Origin of the sequence: Centipeda noxia ATCC 43541 (assembly GCF_000160555.1) — a bacterium.
Lineage (GTDB): Bacteria > Bacillota > Negativicutes > Selenomonadales > Selenomonadaceae > Centipeda > Centipeda noxia.
Map to the genome: position 1 here is coordinate 206314 of NZ_GG749281.1, position 20977 is coordinate 227290.

The 20977-nt window shown below is 61.8% G+C and carries 17 protein-coding genes and 1 pseudogene; 7 read left to right on the forward strand and 11 right to left on the reverse strand.

From position 1 onward, the window contains the following. Positions 1-132 precede the first annotated feature (132 nt). The 5 genes from HMPREF7545_RS07890 to HMPREF7545_RS07910 all read right to left on the reverse strand — a co-directional run bounded on the left by HMPREF7545_RS07890 (position 133) and on the right by HMPREF7545_RS07910 (position 6157). Positions 133-1095 (reverse strand): D-2-hydroxyacid dehydrogenase, encoded by a 963-nt coding sequence (locus HMPREF7545_RS07890; RefSeq protein ID WP_006695192.1) that lies wholly within the window; start codon positions 1093-1095, stop codon positions 133-135. A 217-nt stretch (positions 1096-1312) separates the two neighbouring features. Continuing rightward, positions 1313-2851 carry an ABC transporter ATP-binding protein gene (locus tag HMPREF7545_RS07895; protein WP_006695194.1) on the reverse strand — a complete coding sequence of 513 codons (1539 nt, stop codon included), beginning with the start codon at positions 2849-2851 and terminating at the stop codon, positions 1313-1315. Continuing rightward, complete coding sequence (locus HMPREF7545_RS07900; RefSeq protein ID WP_006695195.1) at positions 2848-3660, reverse strand: ABC transporter permease; 813 nt, start codon at positions 3658-3660, stop codon at positions 2848-2850. The genes HMPREF7545_RS07895 and HMPREF7545_RS07900 overlap by 4 nt, the downstream gene beginning before the upstream one ends. After that, positions 3660-4610, reverse strand: coding sequence for an ABC transporter permease (locus HMPREF7545_RS07905; protein ID WP_006695196.1), 951 nt, complete (start codon positions 4608-4610; stop codon positions 3660-3662). Before HMPREF7545_RS07905 ends, HMPREF7545_RS07900 begins: the two co-directional genes overlap by 1 nt. Further along, positions 4607-6157, reverse strand: coding sequence for an ABC transporter substrate-binding protein (locus tag HMPREF7545_RS07910; RefSeq protein ID WP_040571311.1), 1551 nt, complete (start codon positions 6155-6157; stop codon positions 4607-4609). The genes HMPREF7545_RS07905 and HMPREF7545_RS07910 overlap by 4 nt, the downstream gene beginning before the upstream one ends. 640 nt (positions 6158-6797) lie before the next feature. On the opposite strand from HMPREF7545_RS07910, the gene HMPREF7545_RS07920 reads away from it, so the two are divergent. The 6 genes and pseudogenes from HMPREF7545_RS07920 to HMPREF7545_RS07950 all read left to right on the forward strand — a co-directional run bounded on the left by HMPREF7545_RS07920 (position 6798) and on the right by HMPREF7545_RS07950 (position 13454). Next, entirely contained in the window at positions 6798-8057 is a 1260-nt protein-coding gene (locus tag HMPREF7545_RS07920; protein WP_040571313.1) for an SLC13 family permease, read from the forward strand. 190 nt (positions 8058-8247) lie between these two features. Next, positions 8248-9573 carry a serine hydroxymethyltransferase gene (locus tag HMPREF7545_RS07925; RefSeq protein ID WP_006695200.1) on the forward strand — a complete coding sequence of 442 codons (1326 nt, stop codon included), beginning with the start codon at positions 8248-8250 and terminating at the stop codon, positions 9571-9573. 428 nt (positions 9574-10001) lie between these two features. Continuing rightward, positions 10002-11265, forward strand: a pseudogene (locus HMPREF7545_RS07935) (SLC13 family permease). A gap of 201 nt (positions 11266-11466) precedes the next feature. Beyond that, positions 11467-12702 (forward strand): serine hydroxymethyltransferase, encoded by a 1236-nt coding sequence (locus HMPREF7545_RS07940; RefSeq protein ID WP_006695203.1) that lies wholly within the window; start codon positions 11467-11469, stop codon positions 12700-12702. A 109-nt stretch (positions 12703-12811) separates the two neighbouring features. After that, positions 12812-13135, forward strand: a complete 324-nt coding sequence (locus HMPREF7545_RS07945; protein WP_006695204.1) for a type II toxin-antitoxin system RelB/DinJ family antitoxin — start codon at positions 12812-12814, stop codon at positions 13133-13135. After that, entirely contained in the window at positions 13122-13454 is a 333-nt protein-coding gene (locus tag HMPREF7545_RS07950; RefSeq protein ID WP_006695205.1) for a type II toxin-antitoxin system RelE/ParE family toxin, read from the forward strand. The genes HMPREF7545_RS07945 and HMPREF7545_RS07950 overlap by 14 nt, the downstream gene beginning before the upstream one ends. Positions 13455-13571: 117 nt before the next feature. On the opposite strand, the gene HMPREF7545_RS07955 is transcribed toward HMPREF7545_RS07950, so the two are convergent. The 5 genes from HMPREF7545_RS07955 to HMPREF7545_RS07975 all read right to left on the reverse strand — a co-directional run bounded on the left by HMPREF7545_RS07955 (position 13572) and on the right by HMPREF7545_RS07975 (position 19014). Continuing rightward, a complete protein-coding gene (locus HMPREF7545_RS07955; RefSeq protein ID WP_006695206.1) occupies positions 13572-14486 on the reverse strand; it encodes a Ppx/GppA phosphatase family protein in 915 nt (304 codons plus the stop codon). 4 nt (positions 14487-14490) lie between these two features. Next, entirely contained in the window at positions 14491-15492 is a 1002-nt protein-coding gene (locus HMPREF7545_RS07960; RefSeq protein WP_006695207.1) for a pyridoxal-phosphate dependent enzyme, read from the reverse strand. A gap of 47 nt (positions 15493-15539) precedes the next feature. After that, entirely contained in the window at positions 15540-17402 is a 1863-nt protein-coding gene (locus HMPREF7545_RS07965) for a phosphoethanolamine transferase (protein ID WP_006695208.1), read from the reverse strand. Positions 17403-17414: 12 nt separating this feature from the next. Then, a complete protein-coding gene (locus tag HMPREF7545_RS07970; protein WP_006695209.1) occupies positions 17415-18116 on the reverse strand; it encodes a 3D domain-containing protein in 702 nt (233 codons plus the stop codon). 67 nt (positions 18117-18183) lie between these two features. After that, complete coding sequence (locus tag HMPREF7545_RS07975) at positions 18184-19014, reverse strand: menaquinone biosynthesis protein (protein ID WP_040571314.1); 831 nt, start codon at positions 19012-19014, stop codon at positions 18184-18186. A 180-nt stretch (positions 19015-19194) separates the two neighbouring features. Here HMPREF7545_RS07975 and HMPREF7545_RS07980 point away from each other — a divergent pair, with 180 nt between their 5' ends. Beyond that, on the forward strand, positions 19195-19989 hold the full coding sequence (locus tag HMPREF7545_RS07980) for an SDR family NAD(P)-dependent oxidoreductase (RefSeq protein WP_006695211.1): 795 nt from the start codon (positions 19195-19197) through the stop codon (positions 19987-19989). Here HMPREF7545_RS07980 and HMPREF7545_RS07985 read toward each other — a convergent pair. Next, positions 19971-20936, reverse strand: a complete 966-nt coding sequence (locus HMPREF7545_RS07985) for a helix-turn-helix transcriptional regulator (RefSeq protein WP_040571315.1) — start codon at positions 20934-20936, stop codon at positions 19971-19973. The genes HMPREF7545_RS07980 and HMPREF7545_RS07985 overlap by 19 nt on opposite strands. Between the last annotated feature and the right edge of the window lie 41 nt (positions 20937-20977).

A 20977-nucleotide genomic window follows, 5' to 3' on the forward strand; every position in this document is an offset into this window, starting at 1 on the left:
GTATCGTTTACTTATTATAGCACAGATTTCACCGTCCGAACTTCGTGCCTGCCAAGCTGCTTCCTTCCTGCTGTGAGGAGGCGGGAAAACGTCCTTGCCGGCATCTTTCCGAAACCACTTGTTTCTTTGGGGTTAATTCACGACATGCGCGGGCTTCCCGGCCATAAACGACTTCACGTTGTCCGCCGTCGTCTGCATGATCCGCTCGCGCGCCTCCTTCGTCGCCCATGAGATGTGCGGCGTGATGATGCAGTTCGGCGCATGAAGGAGCGGATTGTCCGCGCGGATCGGCTCCGTCGATGCCACGTCCACCGCAGCACAGCCGACCTTCCCGCACGCGAGCGCCGCGGCGAGATCGGACTCGACGATCAGCGGCCCGCGCCCATTGTTGACAATGATCACGCCGTCCTTCATCTGCGAAATCCGCGCCGCATTGATCAGCCCCTCCGTCTCCGGCGTCAGCGGACAGTGCAGAAAGATAAAGTCCGACGATCCGATGAGCTCATCCAGCGGCACATAGTCTGCAAGCGCCTGTCCCTCCGCACGCTCCGAGCGGCTGTGCGCGAGAACGCGGACATTCATCGCGCGCAGGACGCGTGCGACCGCCATCCCGATCCGGCCGAATCCGATGATGCCTGCCGTCTTGCCGCTGACCTCGATCAGCGGGCGTTTCCAGTAGCAAAAGTCCGCGCTCTCGGTCCACTCTCCCGCATGCACCGAGCGGTCATGCAGTCCGACGTGCGAGCACGCCTCGAGAAGCAGAGCGACAGCATATTGCGCTGCATTGTCCGTACCATAGGCCGGCACATTCATGACAGGGATCCCCTTTGTGCGCGCATACACCGTATCCACGACATTGTATCCCGTCGCGAGCACGGCAATCGCGCGCAGGTTCGGACAGGCATCGATCACCGCACGCGTGAGCGGCGTCTTGTTCGTCACGGCGATCTCCGCAGCGCCGATGCGCTCGGCGATCAGCGGCGACTCCGCATAGGAGGTGCGGTCATAGACCGTCACATCACCGAGGGCCTCGAGCGGCGCCCAGCCGATGTCGCCCGGATTCTCCGTATACCCGTCGAGTACAACAATCTTCATCGCAGTTCCTCCTGTCCATCCTTTTTCTCCATTCTACACGAATCTGCAGCCCGGCGAAAGCCCCGCATTTCCGCGGACCATTTTCCGCCCTGCGCCACTTCAAACAGGACCTCTGCCGCATCGAGACCAGCGCCGAACACGCCGAGACCGGCGCGCCGATGTCGAATCGTGTCCGCGCGGGCGCCTCCGCCTTGTTCAGAGCTTTGCAGTCCGATGCCTACTGCACCCTCCCCGCGTCCAACGTATGAATTTCATCGGCAAAACAGGTGAGCAGCGCGCGGTCGTGCGAGATGAGCAGCATGCCGAGGCGGCGCTCCGCCCGCAGCCGCAGGAACAGACGCAGAATCTGCTCTTGAATAGAGACGTCGAGCATGGTCGTCGGCTCATCGAGGAGCAGGATCCGCGGCTTTGTGAGCAGCGCCCGTGCGATCGCCGCGCGCTGCAGTTCGCCGCCCGAGAGCTCGTGCGGCCGCCGCCCCAAAACGTGCGCGGTCAGTTCCACGGCGCGCAGTTCCGCTGCGATCTGTTCTTTCGCAGAGCCGCCCTCATCGAGCAGGGACGGATGAATCGCAAAAACCTCCCGCAGACTCTCCTCCATTGTGCAGCGCGGGTCGAATGCCTGCTCCGGATTCTGCGCAACGAGCTGCACGCTCCGGCGAAAGGCCCGCATCTCCGCACGCGAAAGCATCGTCAGATCACGCCCCTCCCACAGGACCGCGCCGCCGTCCGCGGGAATGAGCCCGAGCAGGATGCGCACGAGCGTACTCTTGCCTGCACCGCTGCGCCCCTCGAGTCCGATGGTGCGACCCTCGGCAACGACGAGACTGCACGCATCCAGAATGCGCAGAGGCTCATCCGCCGCACGGCCGCGCATGCTCTTCGTCACCGCGCGCGCCTCGAGTACGGCAGGGCTGCGGGGGGATTCCTCCGCCGGTGCAGGTTTGCGTTCGTTGCCTGTCCTTTTTTCATGCGCCAGGAACTGCGGCTGCGCCCGGAGATACGCCTTCGTGTACGGGTGCGCGGGATGCGCCCACACATCCGTCCCCTGCTCCACAATCCGCCCCGCCTGCATGACGACGACACGGTCAGCCAGCTGCGCGGCGAGCGGGATATCGTGGGTGATGAGGAGGAGGGATACCCTTCCGTACGCACACAGGCGGCGCAGATTATCGGCAGCCATCTGCCAGACGGCAGGATCCAGCCCCTTCGTCGGCTCGTCCGCGAGAATCCACTGCGGCTCGCCTGCGTCCGCCATCGCACAGAGCACGCGCTGCAGCATTCCGCCCGAGAGCTCATGCGGATAGGAACGCAGCACCCGCTGCGGATCGTCAAAGCCGAACCGCGCAAGGAGCGCCGCATACTGCGCCTCGTCCCATGCGGGGCGTCCCGCTCCGCGCCGCACATCCGCCATCTGCCGCCCGATGCGGTGCACCGGGCTCAGTGCGGCCCGCGGCAGCTGCGGTACGATGCCCCATTGTTTGCCCCAGTAACGGCGGCGCAGCTCCTCCTGTCCGAGCGCGGTCACGTCCGCAGCGCCGAACAGCACTTGTCCCTCGACTGCGGCTCCCGGAGGCAGTGCGCCGAAAAGCGCCTGTCCGAGCGTCGATTTCCCGCTGCCGCTCTCTCCGATGATCGCCGTCACGCCCCCCGCGGGGAACACAGCATCCACATGATCGAGCGCGGATATGCCGCCCGCGCCGTCCGAATAGCGCACAGTGAGTCCGTGCACGGCAAACGCATGCTGCTGCCCCCTCATCCGCGCACCTCCTGATGTATATCGAAGCGGCGGCGCAGCATCTGCCCGACCGTATTGAGCGCGCCCACGAGCAGGACAAGCGCCGCGCCCGGTACGATGATGAGATGCGGCGCCTGACGGTAGTAGAGCATCGCGTCGCTGATCATCGTGCTCCAGTCCGGCGTCGGCGGCTGCACGCCGAGGCCGAGGAAACTCAGCCCCGCGATCGCAAGCACCCCACGCCCGAGCCGCAGCGAGCCGAGCACGAGCAGCGTCCCGCCGAGCGCCGGCAGAATGTGCCGGAGGATCATCCGCCCGTCGCTGCAGCCGAGCACACGCAGATTCTCTACATAGGGCTGCGCAGAGAGCCCCATGACCTCCGCACGCACGATGCGCGAGAACCCCGCCCACGAGCCCGCAACGAGCGCGAGCAATAGGCCCGCAGCGCCGGGTCCGACAAAGCCCGCGACGGCCACCATGAAACTGATGCCCGGGATCCCCTGGAACACATTGCTGACCATCGTCAGAACGGCGTCCGTCCGCCCGCCGAAATATCCCGCGAGCACGCCCACAATCGTCCCGATGCCGAGCGCCAGCACCGTCGAGACCAGAGAGAGCAGGATCGCACTGCGCCCGCCGTAGAGCATCCGGCTCAGGAGATCGCGCCCGAGTGCATCCGTGCCGAGGAGATGTGCCGCCGTTGGTCCCTGCAGGCGGATCGCCATATTCGGCTCGAACGGATTCATCGGCGCCAGCTGCGGGGCAAATATGCCGGAGAGGACAATCCCCGCGAGTACGAGCACGGCAGCGCAGCCCATCCAGCGCTCCATCACCGCTCACCTCCCGGCAGGATGCGCGGGTCCATGCGTGCGAGCAGGAGATCGACCGCGAGGGTCACGAGCACATAGATCGCTCCCAGGAACAGCACATACCCCTGCAGCAGCGGATAGTCGCGGTAGTGGATCGCGTCGAGCGCGAGCGAGCCGATGCCCGGCAGAGCAAAGACCGTCTCCACGACGATCGCTCCGCCGAGCACAGCTGCGAAGAAATTCCCCAGCATCGCCGCTACGGGGAGCATTGCGTTCGGCAGCGCATAGACGAGGAGTACGCGGCCTTCGCTGAGACCGCGCAGGCGTGCAACGCGCGCGTAAAAGGACGAGAGGGCGCCGCGCAGCTGACTGTCGAGCAGCTGCGCCGTCATCGCGAGCGTCACAAGCGCGAGCGCGAGCGACGGAAGAACATAGCCCGCCGCGGACTCCACGCCGTTCGTCGGCAGGATATGGAGCCACACGCCGAAGACCAGGATGAGCAGGATCGCCGTGAGGAACGACGGCGCCGCCAGCATGACCTGCGTTGCGCCGCGCACCATCTGCTCCCACATCGTCCCGCGCAGGTAGGCCATCGCGAGGCCGAGCCCGATGCCGCCGACTACCGCCCATACGAGAGCCGCCGCAGCGAGCGCCGCCGTCACAGGCAGCCGGTCGAGGAGCGCCGTGAAGACCGGCATCCCCAGATGGTAGGACATGCCGCCGTCCCCGTGCAGGAGGCGCCGCAGCCACAGCCCGTACTGCGCGTACCACGGCTGATCCAGACCGAGATAGGAGCGCAGCGCAGCGACCTCCTCGGCGGACGGCATGCCCATCCCCGTCCCCTCCAGCATAATCTCTGCCGGATCGCCCGGTGAGAGCTGGCCGAGGCCAAACGCGAGCAGACTGACGCCGAAGAGCACCGGCAGAGCGCTTGCAAGCCGCCCGCAGATATAGCGCTGCACCGCATTCATCTCCACGCCACCTCCGCCAGCGACACCCCGTAGCGCAGCGCCCGGTATCCCGTCAGGCGCGCCGCATTGTAGACCACAATGTTTTCATCAAAATAGAGCGGGACGACCGGCTGTTCCTCCACGCCGATCTCCTGCAGCCGATCAAAGAGCGCCCGCCGCCTCCCCTCGTCCGCCGCGGTGTCGAGCTCCGCGAGGAGCGCGTTCACCTCCGGATTGTCATAGCCGAGCGACAGCGCCTTGTTCCGCGGCCCGTTCGGCGCGAAAAATCCCTTGAACACATAGAGCGGATCGCCGTTCGGCAGCCCCTGCTGACTGCGCGCGATGTCGTAGTCCCCGCGCCGCATCCGCGCCGTCAGCATCGGTGCCTCGAGCGCCTCGATGCGCACATCAAGGCCAATGTCTGCGAGCCAGTATGCAATCAGCTCCGCCTCGCCCTTGGCGATCGGGTCCGCGCCGTTCACACAGTAGACGATCTCCTGCCGCGCATCGCCGAGCACCTCATGCGCGAGCCGCTTTGCCTCCGCCGTGTCCCGTGCCACGGGGAACTCCTTGTAGAACGGACTGGAGATGCTCAGCAGATTCGTCGTCGGCTCTGCATAGCCGAGATAGAGCGCATCTGCGAGCAGGCGGCGGTCGAGCAGGAGACTCACAGCGCGCCGCATGCGGACATCGTTGAACGGCGGCCGCGTCCCGTTCAACGCCAGATAGCGCACCATGATCGAACGGCTGACCGAGACGGCGAACCGCTCGTCCTGCGCCAGCTCATCCGCCAGCACCGGCGGCATCGCGCTGACATCCAGCACGCCCATGATCTCCTCCGCCTTGAGCGCGGCAAAGCGGACGTCGGGGCTCGGGATGATGCGGATCAGGATGCGGCGCGCACGCGCCTTTTCCCCGTAGTAATCCTCGTTGCGCTCAAGAACGACATAGCGGTCCTGCACATTCTCCGCGATGCGGAACGGCCCCGTCCCGCGCGCGGTCCCCGCGAACGAGCCGTCGTCCGCAAGGCACGAGGGGGCATAGATCGGGCTGCCGAAATTCATCATATTGTAGAGCTGATTGACGTTCGGCTTGGCAAAGGTCATCCGCACCGTCAGCTCGTCGAGAGGCTCCACGCGGATGAGATTCGGATAGTAGTTCTTGCGGCTGCGGGAGTAGAAAATGCTCAAAGGCGCCCCCTTGCCCATCCACGCGATATTGTCCGCAACCGCCTGCGCCGTGAAGGGCGTCCCGTCATGAAAACGCACCCCCTGCCGCAGATGGAATACCCACACGCGTCCGTCGTCCAGCATCTCCCAGGACACGGCGAGGCACGGCGCAGGCGCGCCCGTCTCCTCATCCGCCGTGATGAGCGGTTCCCAGACGCCGAGGATCCGGCTGCAGTAGTAGCTGTCATGCACGCCCGGAGCGAGCGGGCGATACGCCGCGAGGACGATCGTATCGTCCGCCGCGGCGCTTATCCCCTCCGTCCGTTCCTCAATGCTCTGCCCGCAGCCCGCAGGCGCAAGCAAAAATATGAGCAGGACGAGCGCGCGCAGGTATCGCATAGAGAGCTCCTTTCTCTGCATTTAGGAACAGCAAAAGCGGCTGCTGCACAAAGAGTTTCTTCATCCAGCAGCCGCTCTTTTCGCCCCTTCCGCCATGCTCCGCATGCCCCCGGCAGGCAGGCGGGGGGGATGAGGGATTCATCGCCGTCGTGCGCGGCATTGGGAGATAGAGGCTCTCCTCCGAGCGCGGCAAAATACACCGCACATTCCCAGGCGTCATTACAAAAACCCCGTCCGAGATGAGACGGGGCTTTTCCACACAAAAACCTGCCTTCATGCCCGTTCGGGCACCGAGTCTGCTGATGAAGTCCATTTGACTTTAATTGCTATTGCAGTATAATGAAATGGAAATATATTTGTCAACCAATTTTACACCGCATCTGCGCGTCCCGATCCATCTCGCATCCATAAAATAATTGCCGTATCTTCGGCAGAATAATTTCCGTATCGATCGGAAGCACGCGCAATTTTCACGTAAATTACTCTTATTTATCGCTTTTATAAAAAAATTTCATTGCAATTTTTCTCCAAAACTAGCAGGAAAACCAGAAAAGAGAGAGAATTAAGAATTCTGTCGAAAGAAAGTTTCCGAAATATACAACGGGAACTAGAAGAACTGATATGATAGGAGATGTATTCTATGGATGCAGCAACGCTGACACTGGGAGTGCTCGCTGTGGCGGCGATCTTCTTCGCCACCGAGATCATCCCGCTCGCAGTCACGGCAATGGGTGCGGCAGTCGCACTCGGCCTCCTGGGTGTTCTGACACCGAAGGAAGTCTTTGCCGGGCTGTCGAACTCCACCGTCGTGCTCTTCGCGGGCATGTTCGTCATTGGAGCGGCGATGTTCCAAACGGGACTCGCCCAATGGATCGGGATTGCCGTGGTGAAGAAGTCCGGCACGAACGAGCGCGCGCTGATGACGGCCCTGATGTTGATCACGATCATCCTGTCGTCGGTGTCCTCGAACACGGCGACGGTCGCCTGTCTCATGCCGGTCGTTATTCAGATCTGCGCGGCCGCAAAGGTTCCCGTGTCGCCGCAGCTGATGGCACTCGCTGTCGCGGCAAACGTCGGCGGTACGATCACGATGATCGGTACCCCGCCGAACATCCTCATGAGCGCAACGCTCAGTGCAAGCGGACTCACCCCGTTCGGATTCTTTGAGTTCGCATGGATCGGTGTCCCGCTCTCCATCCTCGGTCTCGTCTACATGCTCACGATCGGCTACAAGCTCTGCCCGCGCCACACGGTGAAGGTAGAGGGAGAATCCGCGAGCGAGGACGGTCCGAAGGACAAGAAGAAGATGATGGTCTGCCTTGCAATCCTGCTCGCGGTCATCGTCGCGATGGTCTTTGAGAAGGATATCCACGTCCCGATGCAGATGTCTGCCATCATCGGCGCGCTCGCCTGCGTGCTGACGGGCTGCCTCTCTGAGAAGCAGGCATATCAGGGCATTGACTGGACGACGATCTTCCTCTTTGCCGGTATGCTCCCGCTCGCCAGCGCCATGGATCACAGCGGCGCGGGCAAGCTCATCGCGGACTTCGTCGTCGGCCTCATGGGCGAGGCTCCCTCGCCGCTCATCATCGTCGCGGCGATGTTCATCCTCTCGTGCGGTCTGACGCAGTTCATGTCGAACACGGCGGCGGCGGCGCTGCTCGCTCCGATCGGCATCTCGATCGCAGAGTCCATCGGCGCTTCGCCGTATCCGGTCATCATGGCGATCGGCATTGCTGCATCCTGCGCGTTCACGACGCCGGTTGCGACCCCGCCGAACACGCTCGTGCTCGGGCCCGGTCAGTTCCGCTTCATGGACTATGTCAAGGTCGGCGTGCCTCTTGCGATTCTCTCGCTGATCCTCTGCATGGTCGTTATCCCGCTCGTATGGCCCTTCTAAGGAGCAGTCAGACATAAGCGGCAACAGCTGAGCGGTTCTCCTCTCAGAATGCTCGACCGTGAACAATACGAACTGGAAACAGAGTACATTGGTTCACCTTGAAACAGGTGTGCCCCATCCCGGGGCGCGCCTGTTTTTTATTGGCCGTGCGGCACCTCCGCACGGTCCGGACAGATGAGGAGGATGCTCCATGAAAAAAGAAACACTGCTCAACCATCTGAAGGCGTTTGACCCGGCCGTCTTTGGCCTCCTGCAGGATGAGGTGCAGCGGCAGCGCAATATGCTCTCGCTGGTCCCGACGGTCAACGCCATGTCTCCGCTGGCAGCCTATCTCGTCGGGAGCCCGCTCGCAGGCAGCAGCATCGAGAGCTGCAGCGCGCGGCACGGAAATGCAGCCGAGGAGCTCGCACGCACGCGTGCCGCAGAGCTTTTTAACAGCGAGCACGCCATTGTCCGGCTCGGGAACATCGCCGCTGCTTCGCGCGTAGTTTTCCTCGGTCTGCTGCAGCCCGGCGATACCGTGCTCTCGTTCAACCTGCGCAAACAGGAACACTGTGCGGGGCTGAACTATCGCTTTGAGAACTACGGCATCGACCCCGCGGCGCAGCGGGTCGACTGGGATGCCGTCCTGGCGATGGCAAAGGAGCTGAAGCCGCGGCTCATCATCTTCTCCCCGGTCAGCTATCCGCGCATCCCGAACTATCAGCGCCTCGCCGCCGTCGCACGCGAGGTCGGCGCCTATCTCTGGGTGGACATCGGTCAATGCGTCGGCCTCATCGCAGCAGGTCTCATCCCCTCCCCCGTGCCGCTCGCCGATGTCGTGAGTTTCCCGACGGGCGATTCGCTGCGCGGCCCCGAGGGTGCGGTCCTCCTCTGCAAAAAGGAACTGGCGGACCAGCTGGATACGACCGTCGTCAACAGCGGGCATACCGCGCTCTACGCGAACCGTCTTGCTGCGCTGGCCTTTGCCCTGCACGCGGCGGCACAGCCGAAATTCCGTGCCTACGGCGAGCAGGTGCTGCGGAATGCCAAGGCGCTCGCAGCCTCGCTTGAGAGCCGCGGCGCAACGCTCCTGTGCGGCGGAACCGAGACCCATCTCGTGCTGGCAGCGCCCGCGCCGAACGTAGATACCACAGACGCGGTGCACGCGCTCGCGCGGATGGGCGTGCAGACAAAGCGCGACCGCATTTCAACGATGCGCTCGGAGATGGTTCTCTCGGCCCTGCGCCTTTCCGCGCTGAATCCGACGACCCGCGGTCTCAAGGAGGAGGACATGACCCTCGTCGGTCAAATGCTGGCGCGCGTTCTCTCCGGCGGCATCAGCGCGCACGAGGAGGACGAGATCCGCACGGCCATCGCCAAGCTCATCATCGACAAACCCATCTTCTCCGAGGAGTGGATCAACACGGAGGCCATGGCAAGCATCTTCTACCCCGAGGCCGATACGAATGAGGTGCATGAACATGCGGCGAGCGAACGCATGAACATCATCAAGAATCTCTTCCACAAGGAATAACCTCTCGCCCAATCCCTCCGGCGGGGCGCAGACGCTCCGCCGGAGTTTTTTACTGCGGAAAAATATTCTCTCGGCAAAAATCCCCAGAAACATCAAAATCGGGTGACCAACGCGCTCCGTTGTGCTATAATAAACGCATACAGTCTGTCATGCGGAGCTGCCGCATTGTTCCTATGATCTTTTGCGAAAACGTAAGAGGAGAACCGCCCAGGAAAAGAGAAGAAGTTGCAAATCATCTGAAGGCATTTGACCCCGAGATCTATGCTCTGCTGGAGGAGGAACGCCAGCGCCAGCGCTATACGCTCTCGCTCCTCGGAGGATTGGCTGCGCAGGCGGGATGGAAAAGATGCGCCAAAATGATGTGACTGAATTTATCTGTATTTCCTAAAAACGGGAACTAGAAGAACTGTATGATAGGAGATGTTTCTATGGATGCAGCAATGGTGACACTGGGGGTTCTCGCAGTAGCAGCGTTCCTGTTTGCTACCGAGCTTATCCCGCTGGCAGTCACGGCAATTGGAGCGGCAATCTCGCTCGGGTTGTTGGGAGTCTTGACTCCGAAGGAGGTTTTTGCAGGATTATCGAATTCCCACCGTCGTTCTCTTCGCAGGTATGTTCATCATCGGCGCGGCGATGTTCCAAACAGGTGTCGCGCAGAAAATCGGCATAGCTGTTGTTAAAAAGTCTGGAACAAATGAGCGCTCGCTGATGGCAGCAATCATGCTTATCACAATCGTTCTGTCCGCGGTCTCCTCGAACACGGCGACCGTCGCGTGCCTCATGCCCGTTGTTGTCCAGATCTGCGCAGCTGCAAAGGTTCCGGTTGGGCCCCAGCTCATGGGTCTCGCCGTCGCCGCAAACGTCGGCGGCACGATCACGATGGTCGGCACCCCGCCGAACATCCTCATGAGCGCAACGCTCGGCGCGAGCGGACTCACGCCGTTCGGCTTCTTCGAGTTTGCATGGATTGGTGTTCCTCTCTCGATCGTCGGCGTTCTCTACATGCTCACGGTCGGCCGCAAGCTCTGCCCGCAGAACATGGCTGTTGTGCCCGAGGGCGCAGCTGATAAGAAAGAGGAAGTAAAGGATCCGCGCAAGATGATGATCTGCGCAGCGATCCTCGTCGGCGTTATCATCGCGATGGTTCTCGAGAAGGACATCAACGTCCCGATGCAGATGTCTGCCATCATCGGCGGTCTCCTCTGCGTGCTCACGGGCTGCCTCAATGAGAAGCAGGCATACCAGGGCATTGACTGGACGACGATCTTCCTCTTCGCAGGTATGCTCCCGCTCGCAGGCGCAATGGACAAGAGCGGCGCGGGCAAGGTTATCGCTGACTTCGTTGTCGGCCTCATGGGCGATGCACCCTCTGCGGTTGTCATCGTCGCGGCGATGTTCGCACTCTCCTGCGGTCTGACACAGTTCATGTCCAACACGGCAGCAGCGGCGCTTCTCGCGCCGATCGCGATCTCGATCGCACAGTCCGTCGGCGTTTCGCCGTACCCGGTCGTCATGGCGATCGGTATCGCAGGATCCTGCGCGTTCACGACGCCGGTTGCAACGCCGCCGAACACGCTCGTTCTTGGACCTGGTCAGTTCAAATTCATGGACTATGTCAAGGTCGGACTTCCGCTTGTCTTTATCTCGCTGATCGTCTGCCTTGTCGTCATCCCGCTTGTATGGCCGTTCTAATCGACTGAGCCGTCTTTCTTTCGAACAAGCACAGACGCGTCCTTCGGGGCGCGTCTTTTTTTCAGCATAAAATCCTCAGAAACATCAAAATCGGGTGACCAACGCGCTCCGTTGTGCTATAATAAACGCATACAGTCTGTCATGCGGAGCTGCCGCATTGTTCCTATGATCTTTTGCGAAAACGTAAGAGGAGAACCGCCCATGAAAAGAGAAGAAGTCGCCAATCAACTGAAGGCCTTTGATCCCGAGATCTATACGCTGCTCGAGGATGAGCGCCAGCGCCAGCGCTACACGCTCTCACTCCTGCCGAACATGAACGCCATGTCGCCGTTTGCGAAGTACCTCGAGGGGAGCATCCTGACGAACAGCGTCTATGAACGCAGCAACAAGGCAACCAGCCTCGGCCTGCGTCTCACCTCCATTGTCTGCGCACGCGCAAAAGAACTCTTTCACAGCGACCATGCCATCGTCCGTCTCGGGAGCATCGCCTCCGCCTCGCGCGTCGTGTTCCAAGCGCTCCTCAACCCCGGCGATACGGTCCTGTCGTTCAACCTGCGCAAGCAGGACCATGCCGTAGGGCTCTCCTATACCTTCGAAAACTGCGGCATTGACCCGGCAACGCAGCAGGTCGACTGGGGCGCGGTGCGCGAGCAGGCCGAGCGCGTCAAGCCGAAGCTCATCATCTACTCTCCTGTCAGCTACCCGCGGACGATCGACTACCGTATCCTCTACGATATCGCCAAGGGCATCGACGCCTACCTCTGGGTCGACATCAGCCAGTCCGTCAGCCTCGTCGCCGCGGGGGTCATCCCCTCGCCCGTGATGCTCGCGGATGTCGTGACATTCTCCACGAACGGATCGCTCCGCGGGCCCGACGGTGCCGTCGTCCTCTGCAAAGAAGAGATTGCCGACTGCCTGGATGCAGCGGTCATCAATACAGGGCATGAGGCACTCCACATGAATCACCTCGCCGCGCTCGGCGTTGTCCTGCGCGAGGCGGGCACAGACGGATTCCGCAGCTATGCGGAGCAGGTGGTAAAGAATGCCGAGGTGCTCGCACGCTCCCTTGCCGATCACGGCGCCTCTGTTCTCTGCGGCGGGACGGACACACATCTCGTCCTCGCCTCTGCCGCGGCCGGCATCGATCTCGCGGAGGCATCCAAGGCCATCGCTCAGATCGACATACGCGCGATGCGCGAGAACATCCCCACGATGAGCTCCGGCCTTTTCCTCCAGGCACTGCGGCTCTCCACCACCAACCCGACCACACGCGGCATGCATGAGGAGGACATGGCATATATCGGCACTCTCCTGGCAAAACCGCTCACCGCCGTCCTCTCGCCCGAGGAAATCGAGGCAACGCGGCAGGAGATCGTCGCCCTTGTCAAGGACGCTCCCGTCTTCTCCGAGGAGTGGATGGGCGACACCGAGGGCTGAGCCTCCTATAACACACGGCGCCCCTCCGATCGAATATCGGAGGGGCTTCTGTATGATTGCATGTGTTTTTACTTGATGATATACTAGAAACAAACAGGAGGTGAGTTCTATGGACACCTTGGTACAATTTCACATAGATGAATCGGAGCGCGCAGAAGCCGCGGATATCTGCACGGCGCTCGGCATCGATCTGCCAAGCTATCTGCGGATGTGCACGTCCCGCCTCGTACGGGAGCGCGGCATCCCATTTCGGATGCATCTGAATGATGTCGGCTCTGTAAAGGAACCAAAAACACTGGACACCTTGACTGCTGCGGAGCTGAATGCAAAGCTCGAGCACAGCTGCAACCAAAGCCTTGCTGATGAAGGCAGGCCCCTTGATGACGTGTTTGATGAGCTCAGACGAGGTCTCGGTTCGAATGGATTTGTATGAAATCGTCATAACGCTTGATGCCGCGGATGATCTCAGCGGGCTGCGCAGCTATATTGCCGATGCTCTGCTTGCCCCTGATACCGCGCGAGCTTATCTTGATATGCTCTATATGGAGATGAAAAACCTCTCTACACTGCCGAAACGCAGCAAATGCATCGACGATGAGCCTTGGCACTCGCGCGGAATCCGAAAAATCATTGTGAAGAACTTCGTCATATACTACCGCGTCGAAGAGTTTACTATGCGGGTCTACATCCTGAATGTCATCTATGCCCGACGCGACCAGCTGCGCATGCTTGCACAGATAAAAATTGACTGATATACGAAAACGCCCGCCCACGAAGGTTCATAGCTTCATGAGCGGGCGTTTTTGATGCGTTTCATAGCATACGCCGTCTTTCCTTTGTCATTATGCCATCTTTACAAATCAGGCCGTTCATCTCTGCTCCGCCCCGATGATCTCTTTCCAGATATACCCCTCGCGCACGCCGGAGTCGCTGTACCGGATGTCGACGGCGGCAAAGGTCTCGGCGAGGGCACTCGCGATGATCATGCCGGGCACGATGTTGTGGAGGCGGTCGGGCGCGGCGCGCAGGAGTACGGCGGTATCCGCCTCCGTGAGCGGTCTGCCGCTGCCGAACATGGCGATCATCTGCGGCAGTGCATCTGCGGGCAGGAGACGCGGCGTCTCCTCCGGATGGAGCAGCGCATGCATACGGCTCGCACTGCTGAGGACGCCGCCCATCCCGACCATGTGGCGCGCGCGCAGGTTCCGCACAGCGGGCGCCTCATCGAGCACGCTCCGCACCGCTGCGGCGATCGTCCGGCATTCCTCACGGGTCGGCAGGAGGCCTGCCACGTGTGCCTTGCTCATGGCGAGCGAGCCGAGCGGCAGGCTCCACCTGCCCTGCATCGCACGCCCCGCAAAAGAGACAATCTCGGTACTGCCGCCGCCAATGTCGATCATAATGCCGTCTGCATGCGCGATGTTCTGGGTCGCACCGATGAAGTCGTACATCGCCTCCTCATTGCCGGAGATGATGCGGACCTGCACCCCTGTGCGCCGCGCGATCTCCCCGACGGCCGCACGGCTGTTCACGGCGCTGCGCAGCGCGGCCGTCGCAAAGGCATGGACGTGCGGGATGCGGAACATATCGATGAAGTCCATGAATCCATGCAGAATCTTCACCGTCTTTTCGAGCCCCGCGCGCACGAGACGGCCGCTCTCGAGATAGCCCGCGAGGCCGACGGTGTGCTTGCGCTTCATGAGCAGTGTGAACTGTCGGCCCTCGATCTGGTAGACTGCCATGCGGATGGTGTTCGAGCCGATGTCGATGATCGCGTGCAGCATGGCACTACCGCTTCAGCCCGCTGCCGGGCACGGGGATGACGACGCGGTAATTGTCGGGCATGCCGTCCGCAAAGAAGGCACGCGCCCCGGCAAGCCCTGCCGCGGCGGTGAGCTCCGCATAGATGCCGCGGTGGTTGAGCGTCTTTGCCCCCTTTAGGATCTCGCTGTCCTCGACGGCAACGGCATCGCCGCCGCTGCGGCGCAGCGCTGTCAAAATATCGTCCATCCGCGGCGGCGCGCCCACGCGGATGGTCTCGGCGATTGTACTTTTGCGCGGGGTCTCGGGCAGACCGTGGAAGGCCTCGACGACAGGCGCACATTTCGTGCTCTGCACGCCGACGAGATGCGGCAGCCGACCGATCTCGACAAAGCCCTGATAGAGCCCGAGCAGCAGCGATCCGTTACCAATGGGGACAAAGATGTAGTCGGGCACCGCATCGCCGAGCTGGCGATAGATCTCGTGCGCCATACTCTTGATGCCGTCGGCAAAGAGCGGGTTGTAGATATGCGAGGCGTAGTAGTCGCTGCCGAGTTCCGCGCGCGCCGTGCTGCCGGCGTTCATACGCCCGTTCGGCACGCGAATGACCGCAGCGCCGTACGCCGCGATCTGTTTGGCGCGCTCGGCGGAGATATCGTCGGGCACATAGACCCTGCACGCGATTCCCGCTGCCGCCGCATAGGCCGCAACCGCCGCGCCCGCGTTGCCCGCAGAGTCAACGGCGACGTGGTCGATGCCGAGATGCGCGAGTTCGCCGATGAGGCGCTTCGCCCCGCGGTCCTTGAACGAGCCCGTCGGCTGACGATCCTCCATTTTGAAAAAGAATTGATGCCCGTCCACCTTGAGCGGCAGGAGCGGCGTCTCCGTCTCGCCGAGGGTCACCGCCTCATGGCAGTCCTCCGCGTCCATCGCAGTCTGATACAGGCGAAAAAGCCCGCCGCATTCACACGCATAGGCGTGCGTCGCGACGGGGTATTCCTTTTTGCATCGCTCGCAGTAGAAATGCATGACCGATCCTCCTTCGAAGCATATGAAGTTGGCCGATAAGGAGCTCTCTATTTGGTCTGCGCATCGGATTCCGCAGGCACGCCCGCCGCGTACACGGGCGGCTCGACATCCTCGGTGAGCGCGTGTGTGCCGAGCATCGTCGTCAGCGTCTCGCGCGTAAAGCCGTACGAGGGACTGGAGAAATCCTGCCGCGGATCATAGCGGTTCGACGGCGCTCCGAGGAGGCCACAGACCGTATCGTACATCATATCGTTCGTGAAATACGCCTCCCGGCGCGCGGCGAGCGTCTCCGTCCGGCGCGGGAACGCGGCGCGGTACTCCGGCGAGAGATAGATGAAAAACGGGATGCGCACCATGTCAAAGCGGAACACATCGGGGTTGTGCGAGATCTTCAGATTCTCGCCGTGATCGGAGAAATAGACCATCGCGCGGAGGTTCAGATTTTTCTCCGCATAATGAAAGATCTCCGCGAGAATGTGATCCGTGTAGAGAATGCTGTTCGCGTACGACGGCGCGCTCGTCATCACCGAGTCGCCGTCGGCCGAGGCGAACTTCGCCCATTCGTCCGGATAGCGGTTGTTGTAGTAGATATGGCTGCCCATCAGATGCAGCACGATGAAGTTGTTGGCATGCGGGTCGATCCGTGTGAGGTACGGGAGCAGACTCTCATCAAACTTCGTCGTAAAGGTATAGGAATCGTCCGTCCACTCCGCCGTGTCCGCCGTCTTTGCGACCATCGTAATCGCGCTGTCGAACTGCCCGTAGCGCCCCTGGTTGCTGAACCAGTACGTATGATAACCGATCTTCTTCGCCACGTCGATCAGCGACGCCGACTCGAAGAACTCCTTGTCGTTGTACTGGCTCTTCTCCGTCAGCGCACGCTCGAGGACGGGGACCGTCTGCGTCCATGCGGAGTAGGTGTTCTGATAGATGAGGAAGCCGTCGCGCTCCGCCATGCTCTCGAGCCACGGCGTATTCTCATACGGGAAGCCCGGCGTATAGTAGTGCATGTAGTCGCGCGAAGCAGACTCGCCGATGACGAAGATCACGGTGCCCGGCGCGCGTGCAGCGAGCGTATTCTCCATGTCGATGATGAGTGATGCATATCTCTCGCCCTGATTCAGACTGTACGACTGCGTTTCTTCAACATACGTTGTCACGTCTTTGTAAATCGCCGCGATCGAGCACTCCGGAATGAGCGCAATGTGCACGGCCGCCGCGATGAGCATGACGACAAGAAGCGCGCCCATGCGCGAGCCCTCGGCGCTCGGATAGATGCGCCGGCTGAGCACGAGATAGCTGCGGTACGAGAGATAAACGAGCACGAGAAGGCCGAGCACAATGGCCGCTGCGGGCCCGATGCCCACAGTCGACTCGATGTAGTCCCCCGCCTCGTGCCAGTTCGTCAGATAGAGCGCCATCAGCGAGGCCGGACTCAGGGCATGCCAGACCGTCATATAGTAGGCGATCTGCGTCAGCGGAATAAGGGCCATGAGGAAGCCGAGCACGGCGAGCAGCGCCGCTGTCAGCCGCCGGTGTCCGAGATGAAAGAGGACGCCGCCGAGCGCGGCGAGCACGAGCATATTGGCCGTCCCGATGAGGAAGTCATAGTAGATCAGAGAACTGTACCACGGCTGCTGATACGTCCAAGCATAGAGGAGCGGGAACGTCACGCACCAGAGTACGCCGGGAACCATCGCCCCGATCATGCCGCGCGAGAAGAGAGAAACGCCCGTGCCGTACTGCACGAGCATGAGGACCGCGAGGAACGGGACAAACGCGGGGAGAAAATACTCCGCGCCCATGTCCTGCCCCATATTGATATAACACGCGATAAGCGTCAGGAAATACACGCCTGCCGCCGCCGCATGGCGAATCCATTCATTCGCCCGCTCCGTAGAGAGATTCATAACTGCTTTGCACTACTCCATGATAAAAATTTCGAGATCCTGCCGTCCGAACATCAATGCTTCTGCATGCGAATCAAACGCAACGTCGATACGATAGCCTTTGATTGCATAGCCGACATCCTCTGCCACGGCCTCGCCGTACCCGGGAATAAAGACCCGCGTGCCGAGCGGGATGACCGAGGGATCAACGGCAATCACACCATGACGCACGAGCGTCCCCGTTGCCGTGCGGTTGCTGTTGCCCGGGTCGTATGCGCTGTACGCCGTCGCCGACACGTAGATCGACCGTCCGCTTCCGCGGCTCACCTGCGACCCGCGGTCATCCGTGATGCCGAGCGCGACAGGATCGTACTCTGCGCCGCCCGAGAGCACCCGATAGGTCGCCTCGCCGCAGATGCCGTCCACGACGAGCATGTGATCCGCCTGGCAGCGTTCAATCGCCGCACGCGTCAGAGGCCCCGCAATGCCGTCCGCCCCGCCGTCCAGATAACCGGCCTGGATGAGGAGCTCCTGCACATGACGCACCGCGCCGCCGCGCATCCCCTCCTTCACAAGGATCTGTGCCGCCTCCGCGGGCGCATGGACAGCGAGGGGAGCAACCGCCGCGAGCGCAATCCCCGCCGTGAGGCAGCGGCGGAAATGCTGCCGCTGCCTCAGTTTACGTGCCGCCCAGAGAATACCGCGTGCCGCTAAAAGGATTTTCCACATCTGCATTATGATCGCGCTCCCTTCGTTTCGTCGCTGCGTTATGAGAATATTTTACTATAAAGCGGAATCCGCGTCAAACTGCCGCCAGCTCGATCGCGGGCGCGCGGGCGATCAGCCCGTCCTCCGCTGCATACCGGTAAAAGAGGCGCAGACCCGCGAGCGTCTCCGCGTCCAGATGCCACACAACCGCGCTGCCGAGATACGCCGTCAGCTGCGCGCGCGTAAAGCGCCCGTCCGCGAGCACCGCAGCAATCGCCGCATCCTTTGCCTCGTCCCAGCGGCGGAACGCCTCGGCAATCCGCCCATGCACCATGGCGAGCTCCGCCGGATGCGCCGCGGCGAACGAACGCGCCGCCGCCCAGATCCCGAACACCATGCGTGCGCCCGTCAGGCGTTTCCACTCGTACGCGAGATCGTAGATACGGATGCCGTCCGGCGGGTGATGATAGAGTTCCAGCGCATCGTCTCCGATGAAGAGCGACGCCGCCGCCCCGTCCGGCACCGGATCCTCCGGCGTGAGCGCACGCGTCTCGTAGGCGGGTGCCGCCCCGTAGCTGCGGCGCAGGATGATCTTCAGCAGTGCATGGGACGATGCCGACTTATCCGAGAGCAGGACGCGCTGCGTTCCGATCTCCTCGGCAGGCACACGCGAGACGAGCAGCACGCTCCGCACATCGCCGTCCGAGGCGATGCACACATCGGGCAGGATGAGCAGGTCATCCGCATGCTGCGCGTACGTGATCGACGACACGCCCGACACATCGAGCCCCTTTGCCTCCAGGCGCCCGTTCAGCTGCGCCGGCGAGGCGCGCAGGATGTCCAGCCCCTCCGCCGCCCCGTGCGCGAGCGCATACGTCAGCGGCAGCACATTCAAGAACGCGATATGCCCTAACCGCGGCACCATGCAAAGGCCCCCTTTCTTTCTCATGTATTCATTATACTCTTTCGCAGACAAAAAAGCACCGTATTTTCACAATCACGCAACGGATTCCCCGCGCATAAAAAAGACCGTCCCAGCTGGCGGAATGTGATATACTGCGCTTAGAGCATATCAAATATTTGGACACGATCAGGAGGTCCCCATATGAGCCAGGACACAGCAAACTACACCGTCATCACCGGCGCGAGCGCAGGCATCGGCGCCGCCGCAGCGCGGGCGTTCGCCGCGCGCGGGCACAATCTCGTCCTCATCGCGCGCCGCACCGCGCGGCTGAATGCGCTGAGGGAGGAACTCCTCGCGGCGCATCCGACACTCGACATCATCATCAAAACGGCCGACCTGTCGGACCCCGACAGCGTCATGCAGGTCTATCACGAGGTGAAGGGCCTGCCCCTCCGGACATGGATCAACAATGCGGGCTTCGGCAGCTACGGCGCGATCGGCGCGCAGGACCTCGGCAAGATCCGGCAGATGATTCACCTGAACATCGAGGCACTGACCATGTTCTCCTCGCTCTTCGTCCGCGACTTCGCCGACACGGACGGCACGCAGCTGATCAACATCTCCTCCGTCGGCGGCTACCTGATCGTCCCGTCCGTCGTCACCTACTGCGCGACGAAATTCTACGTCAGCGCCTTTACCGAAGGGCTCGCACAGGAACTCGCAGCGCGCGGGGCGAAACTCCGCGCAAAGCTCCTCGCTCCCGCCGCAACGCAGACCGAGTTCGGCGCCGTCGCCAACGACAACCCTGCCTACGACTACGACAAGGCATTCGGCACCTACCACACGAGCGCCCAGATGGCAGAATTCCTGCTCGCCCTCTACGACAGCGACGCCGTCCTCGGCATCGTCGACCGCGAGACGCTGGCCTTCCGCCTCACCGCCCCGCAGCTGCCGTACGCAGGCGGCTCTGCGCGCAATCAGAAAATCTCCGATTGAGGCATGTCTGCCCCCACCCTCTCATAATGCGCCGTCAGCGCGCGCAGCCGCACGCGGATCACGTCCCGCAGCACCTGAGGCCGAATCTCCAGCACCGCATCCCCACAGCGGATAAAATAGTCCGCAATGAACGTCTCCTCGCCTGGGTTGTAAAACCCGCAAATACAGCACTGCCTGTCCTGCTCTGTAAGGTGCATGGACGGGTAGTGTTCTTTATGAAATAGATCACGGCCGCGCTCCGTGACCCGCACGGCAAAGGAGACCGCATCCGCAGAGCGATAGAGTTCCTCGGCGGAGCGTGCAAACGCGGGCAGGGCTCTGCCCTCCTCCGCAGACGGGCGCACCGAGACAATCCGATCGCAGCGAAAGACCTGCACCCGCCCCGTCTCAAAATTGTACGCCGTCCCGTACCACTGCCCATATGCCGCGCTGATCCGGAAGAACTGCAGCGTATAGGTGCGCAGCGTTCCCTTGCGATATGCAATCGTGCAGGGCTGCTCCTCCATGGCAAACCGCAGGAGATCCTTGAGGCAGGCACTCTCGTTCGGGTGCCACACCGCATCCAGGCGCAGGATCTCCGCCATGCGGTGCAGGCGCTCGATGTGCACGGGCGCAAGACAGCCCTCGAACTTCTCCCGCAGACGCGCAATATCCAGATGGAACGGCGTTGTCTGATAGGCATCCAGTGTGCGCATCGCAACGTAGAGTGCATACATCTCGTCTGCCGTGAAAACAACCGGCGCAAGCAGCCGGTTCGGCAGGATGCCGTATGACCCGCCGCGCCCGGGACGCGAAAAGATCGGCATGCCCAGCTCCTCAAGCGCGCGGACATCGCGCAGGGCAGAGCTGCGGGAAATGCCGTATTTCTCCATCAGATCGCGCAGGTTAAAGTGGTCTTTCCCCGCGAGATAACGCATCATGTCATTCAGCCGCTCAGATTTATGCATCGTCACCATCTCCATAAAAGGTGCCGCAAATTGACACCTTT

Bases quoted from the DNA above. Each gene is read 5' to 3' on its own strand.
- HMPREF7545_RS07890 (WP_006695192.1), bottom strand. From the start codon at position 1,095: ATGAAGATTGTTGTACTCGACGGGTATACGGAGAATCCGGGCGACATC.
- HMPREF7545_RS07895 (WP_006695194.1), bottom strand. From the start codon at position 2,851: ATGAGGGGGCAGCAGCATGCGTTTGCCGTGCACGGACTCACTGTGCGC.
- HMPREF7545_RS07900 (WP_006695195.1), bottom strand. From the start codon at position 3,660: ATGGAGCGCTGGATGGGCTGCGCTGCCGTGCTCGTACTCGCGGGGATT.
- HMPREF7545_RS07905 (WP_006695196.1), bottom strand. From the start codon at position 4,610: ATGAATGCGGTGCAGCGCTATATCTGCGGGCGGCTTGCAAGCGCTCTG.
- HMPREF7545_RS07910 (WP_040571311.1), bottom strand. From the start codon at position 6,157: ATGCGATACCTGCGCGCGCTCGTCCTGCTCATATTTTTGCTTGCGCCT.
- HMPREF7545_RS07920 (WP_040571313.1), top strand. From the start codon at position 6,798: ATGGATGCAGCAACGCTGACACTGGGAGTGCTCGCTGTGGCGGCGATC.
- HMPREF7545_RS07925 (WP_006695200.1), top strand. From the start codon at position 8,248: ATGAAAAAAGAAACACTGCTCAACCATCTGAAGGCGTTTGACCCGGCC.
- HMPREF7545_RS07940 (WP_006695203.1), top strand. From the start codon at position 11,467: ATGAAAAGAGAAGAAGTCGCCAATCAACTGAAGGCCTTTGATCCCGAG.
- HMPREF7545_RS07945 (WP_006695204.1), top strand. From the start codon at position 12,812: ATGGACACCTTGGTACAATTTCACATAGATGAATCGGAGCGCGCAGAA.
- HMPREF7545_RS07950 (WP_006695205.1), top strand. From the start codon at position 13,122: ATGGATTTGTATGAAATCGTCATAACGCTTGATGCCGCGGATGATCTC.
- HMPREF7545_RS07955 (WP_006695206.1), bottom strand. From the start codon at position 14,486: ATGCTGCACGCGATCATCGACATCGGCTCGAACACCATCCGCATGGCA.
- HMPREF7545_RS07960 (WP_006695207.1), bottom strand. From the start codon at position 15,492: ATGCATTTCTACTGCGAGCGATGCAAAAAGGAATACCCCGTCGCGACG.
- HMPREF7545_RS07965 (WP_006695208.1), bottom strand. From the start codon at position 17,402: ATGAATCTCTCTACGGAGCGGGCGAATGAATGGATTCGCCATGCGGCG.
- HMPREF7545_RS07970 (WP_006695209.1), bottom strand. From the start codon at position 18,116: ATGCAGATGTGGAAAATCCTTTTAGCGGCACGCGGTATTCTCTGGGCG.
- HMPREF7545_RS07975 (WP_040571314.1), bottom strand. From the start codon at position 19,014: ATGGTGCCGCGGTTAGGGCATATCGCGTTCTTGAATGTGCTGCCGCTG.
- HMPREF7545_RS07980 (WP_006695211.1), top strand. From the start codon at position 19,195: ATGAGCCAGGACACAGCAAACTACACCGTCATCACCGGCGCGAGCGCA.
- HMPREF7545_RS07985 (WP_040571315.1), bottom strand. From the start codon at position 20,936: ATGCATAAATCTGAGCGGCTGAATGACATGATGCGTTATCTCGCGGGG.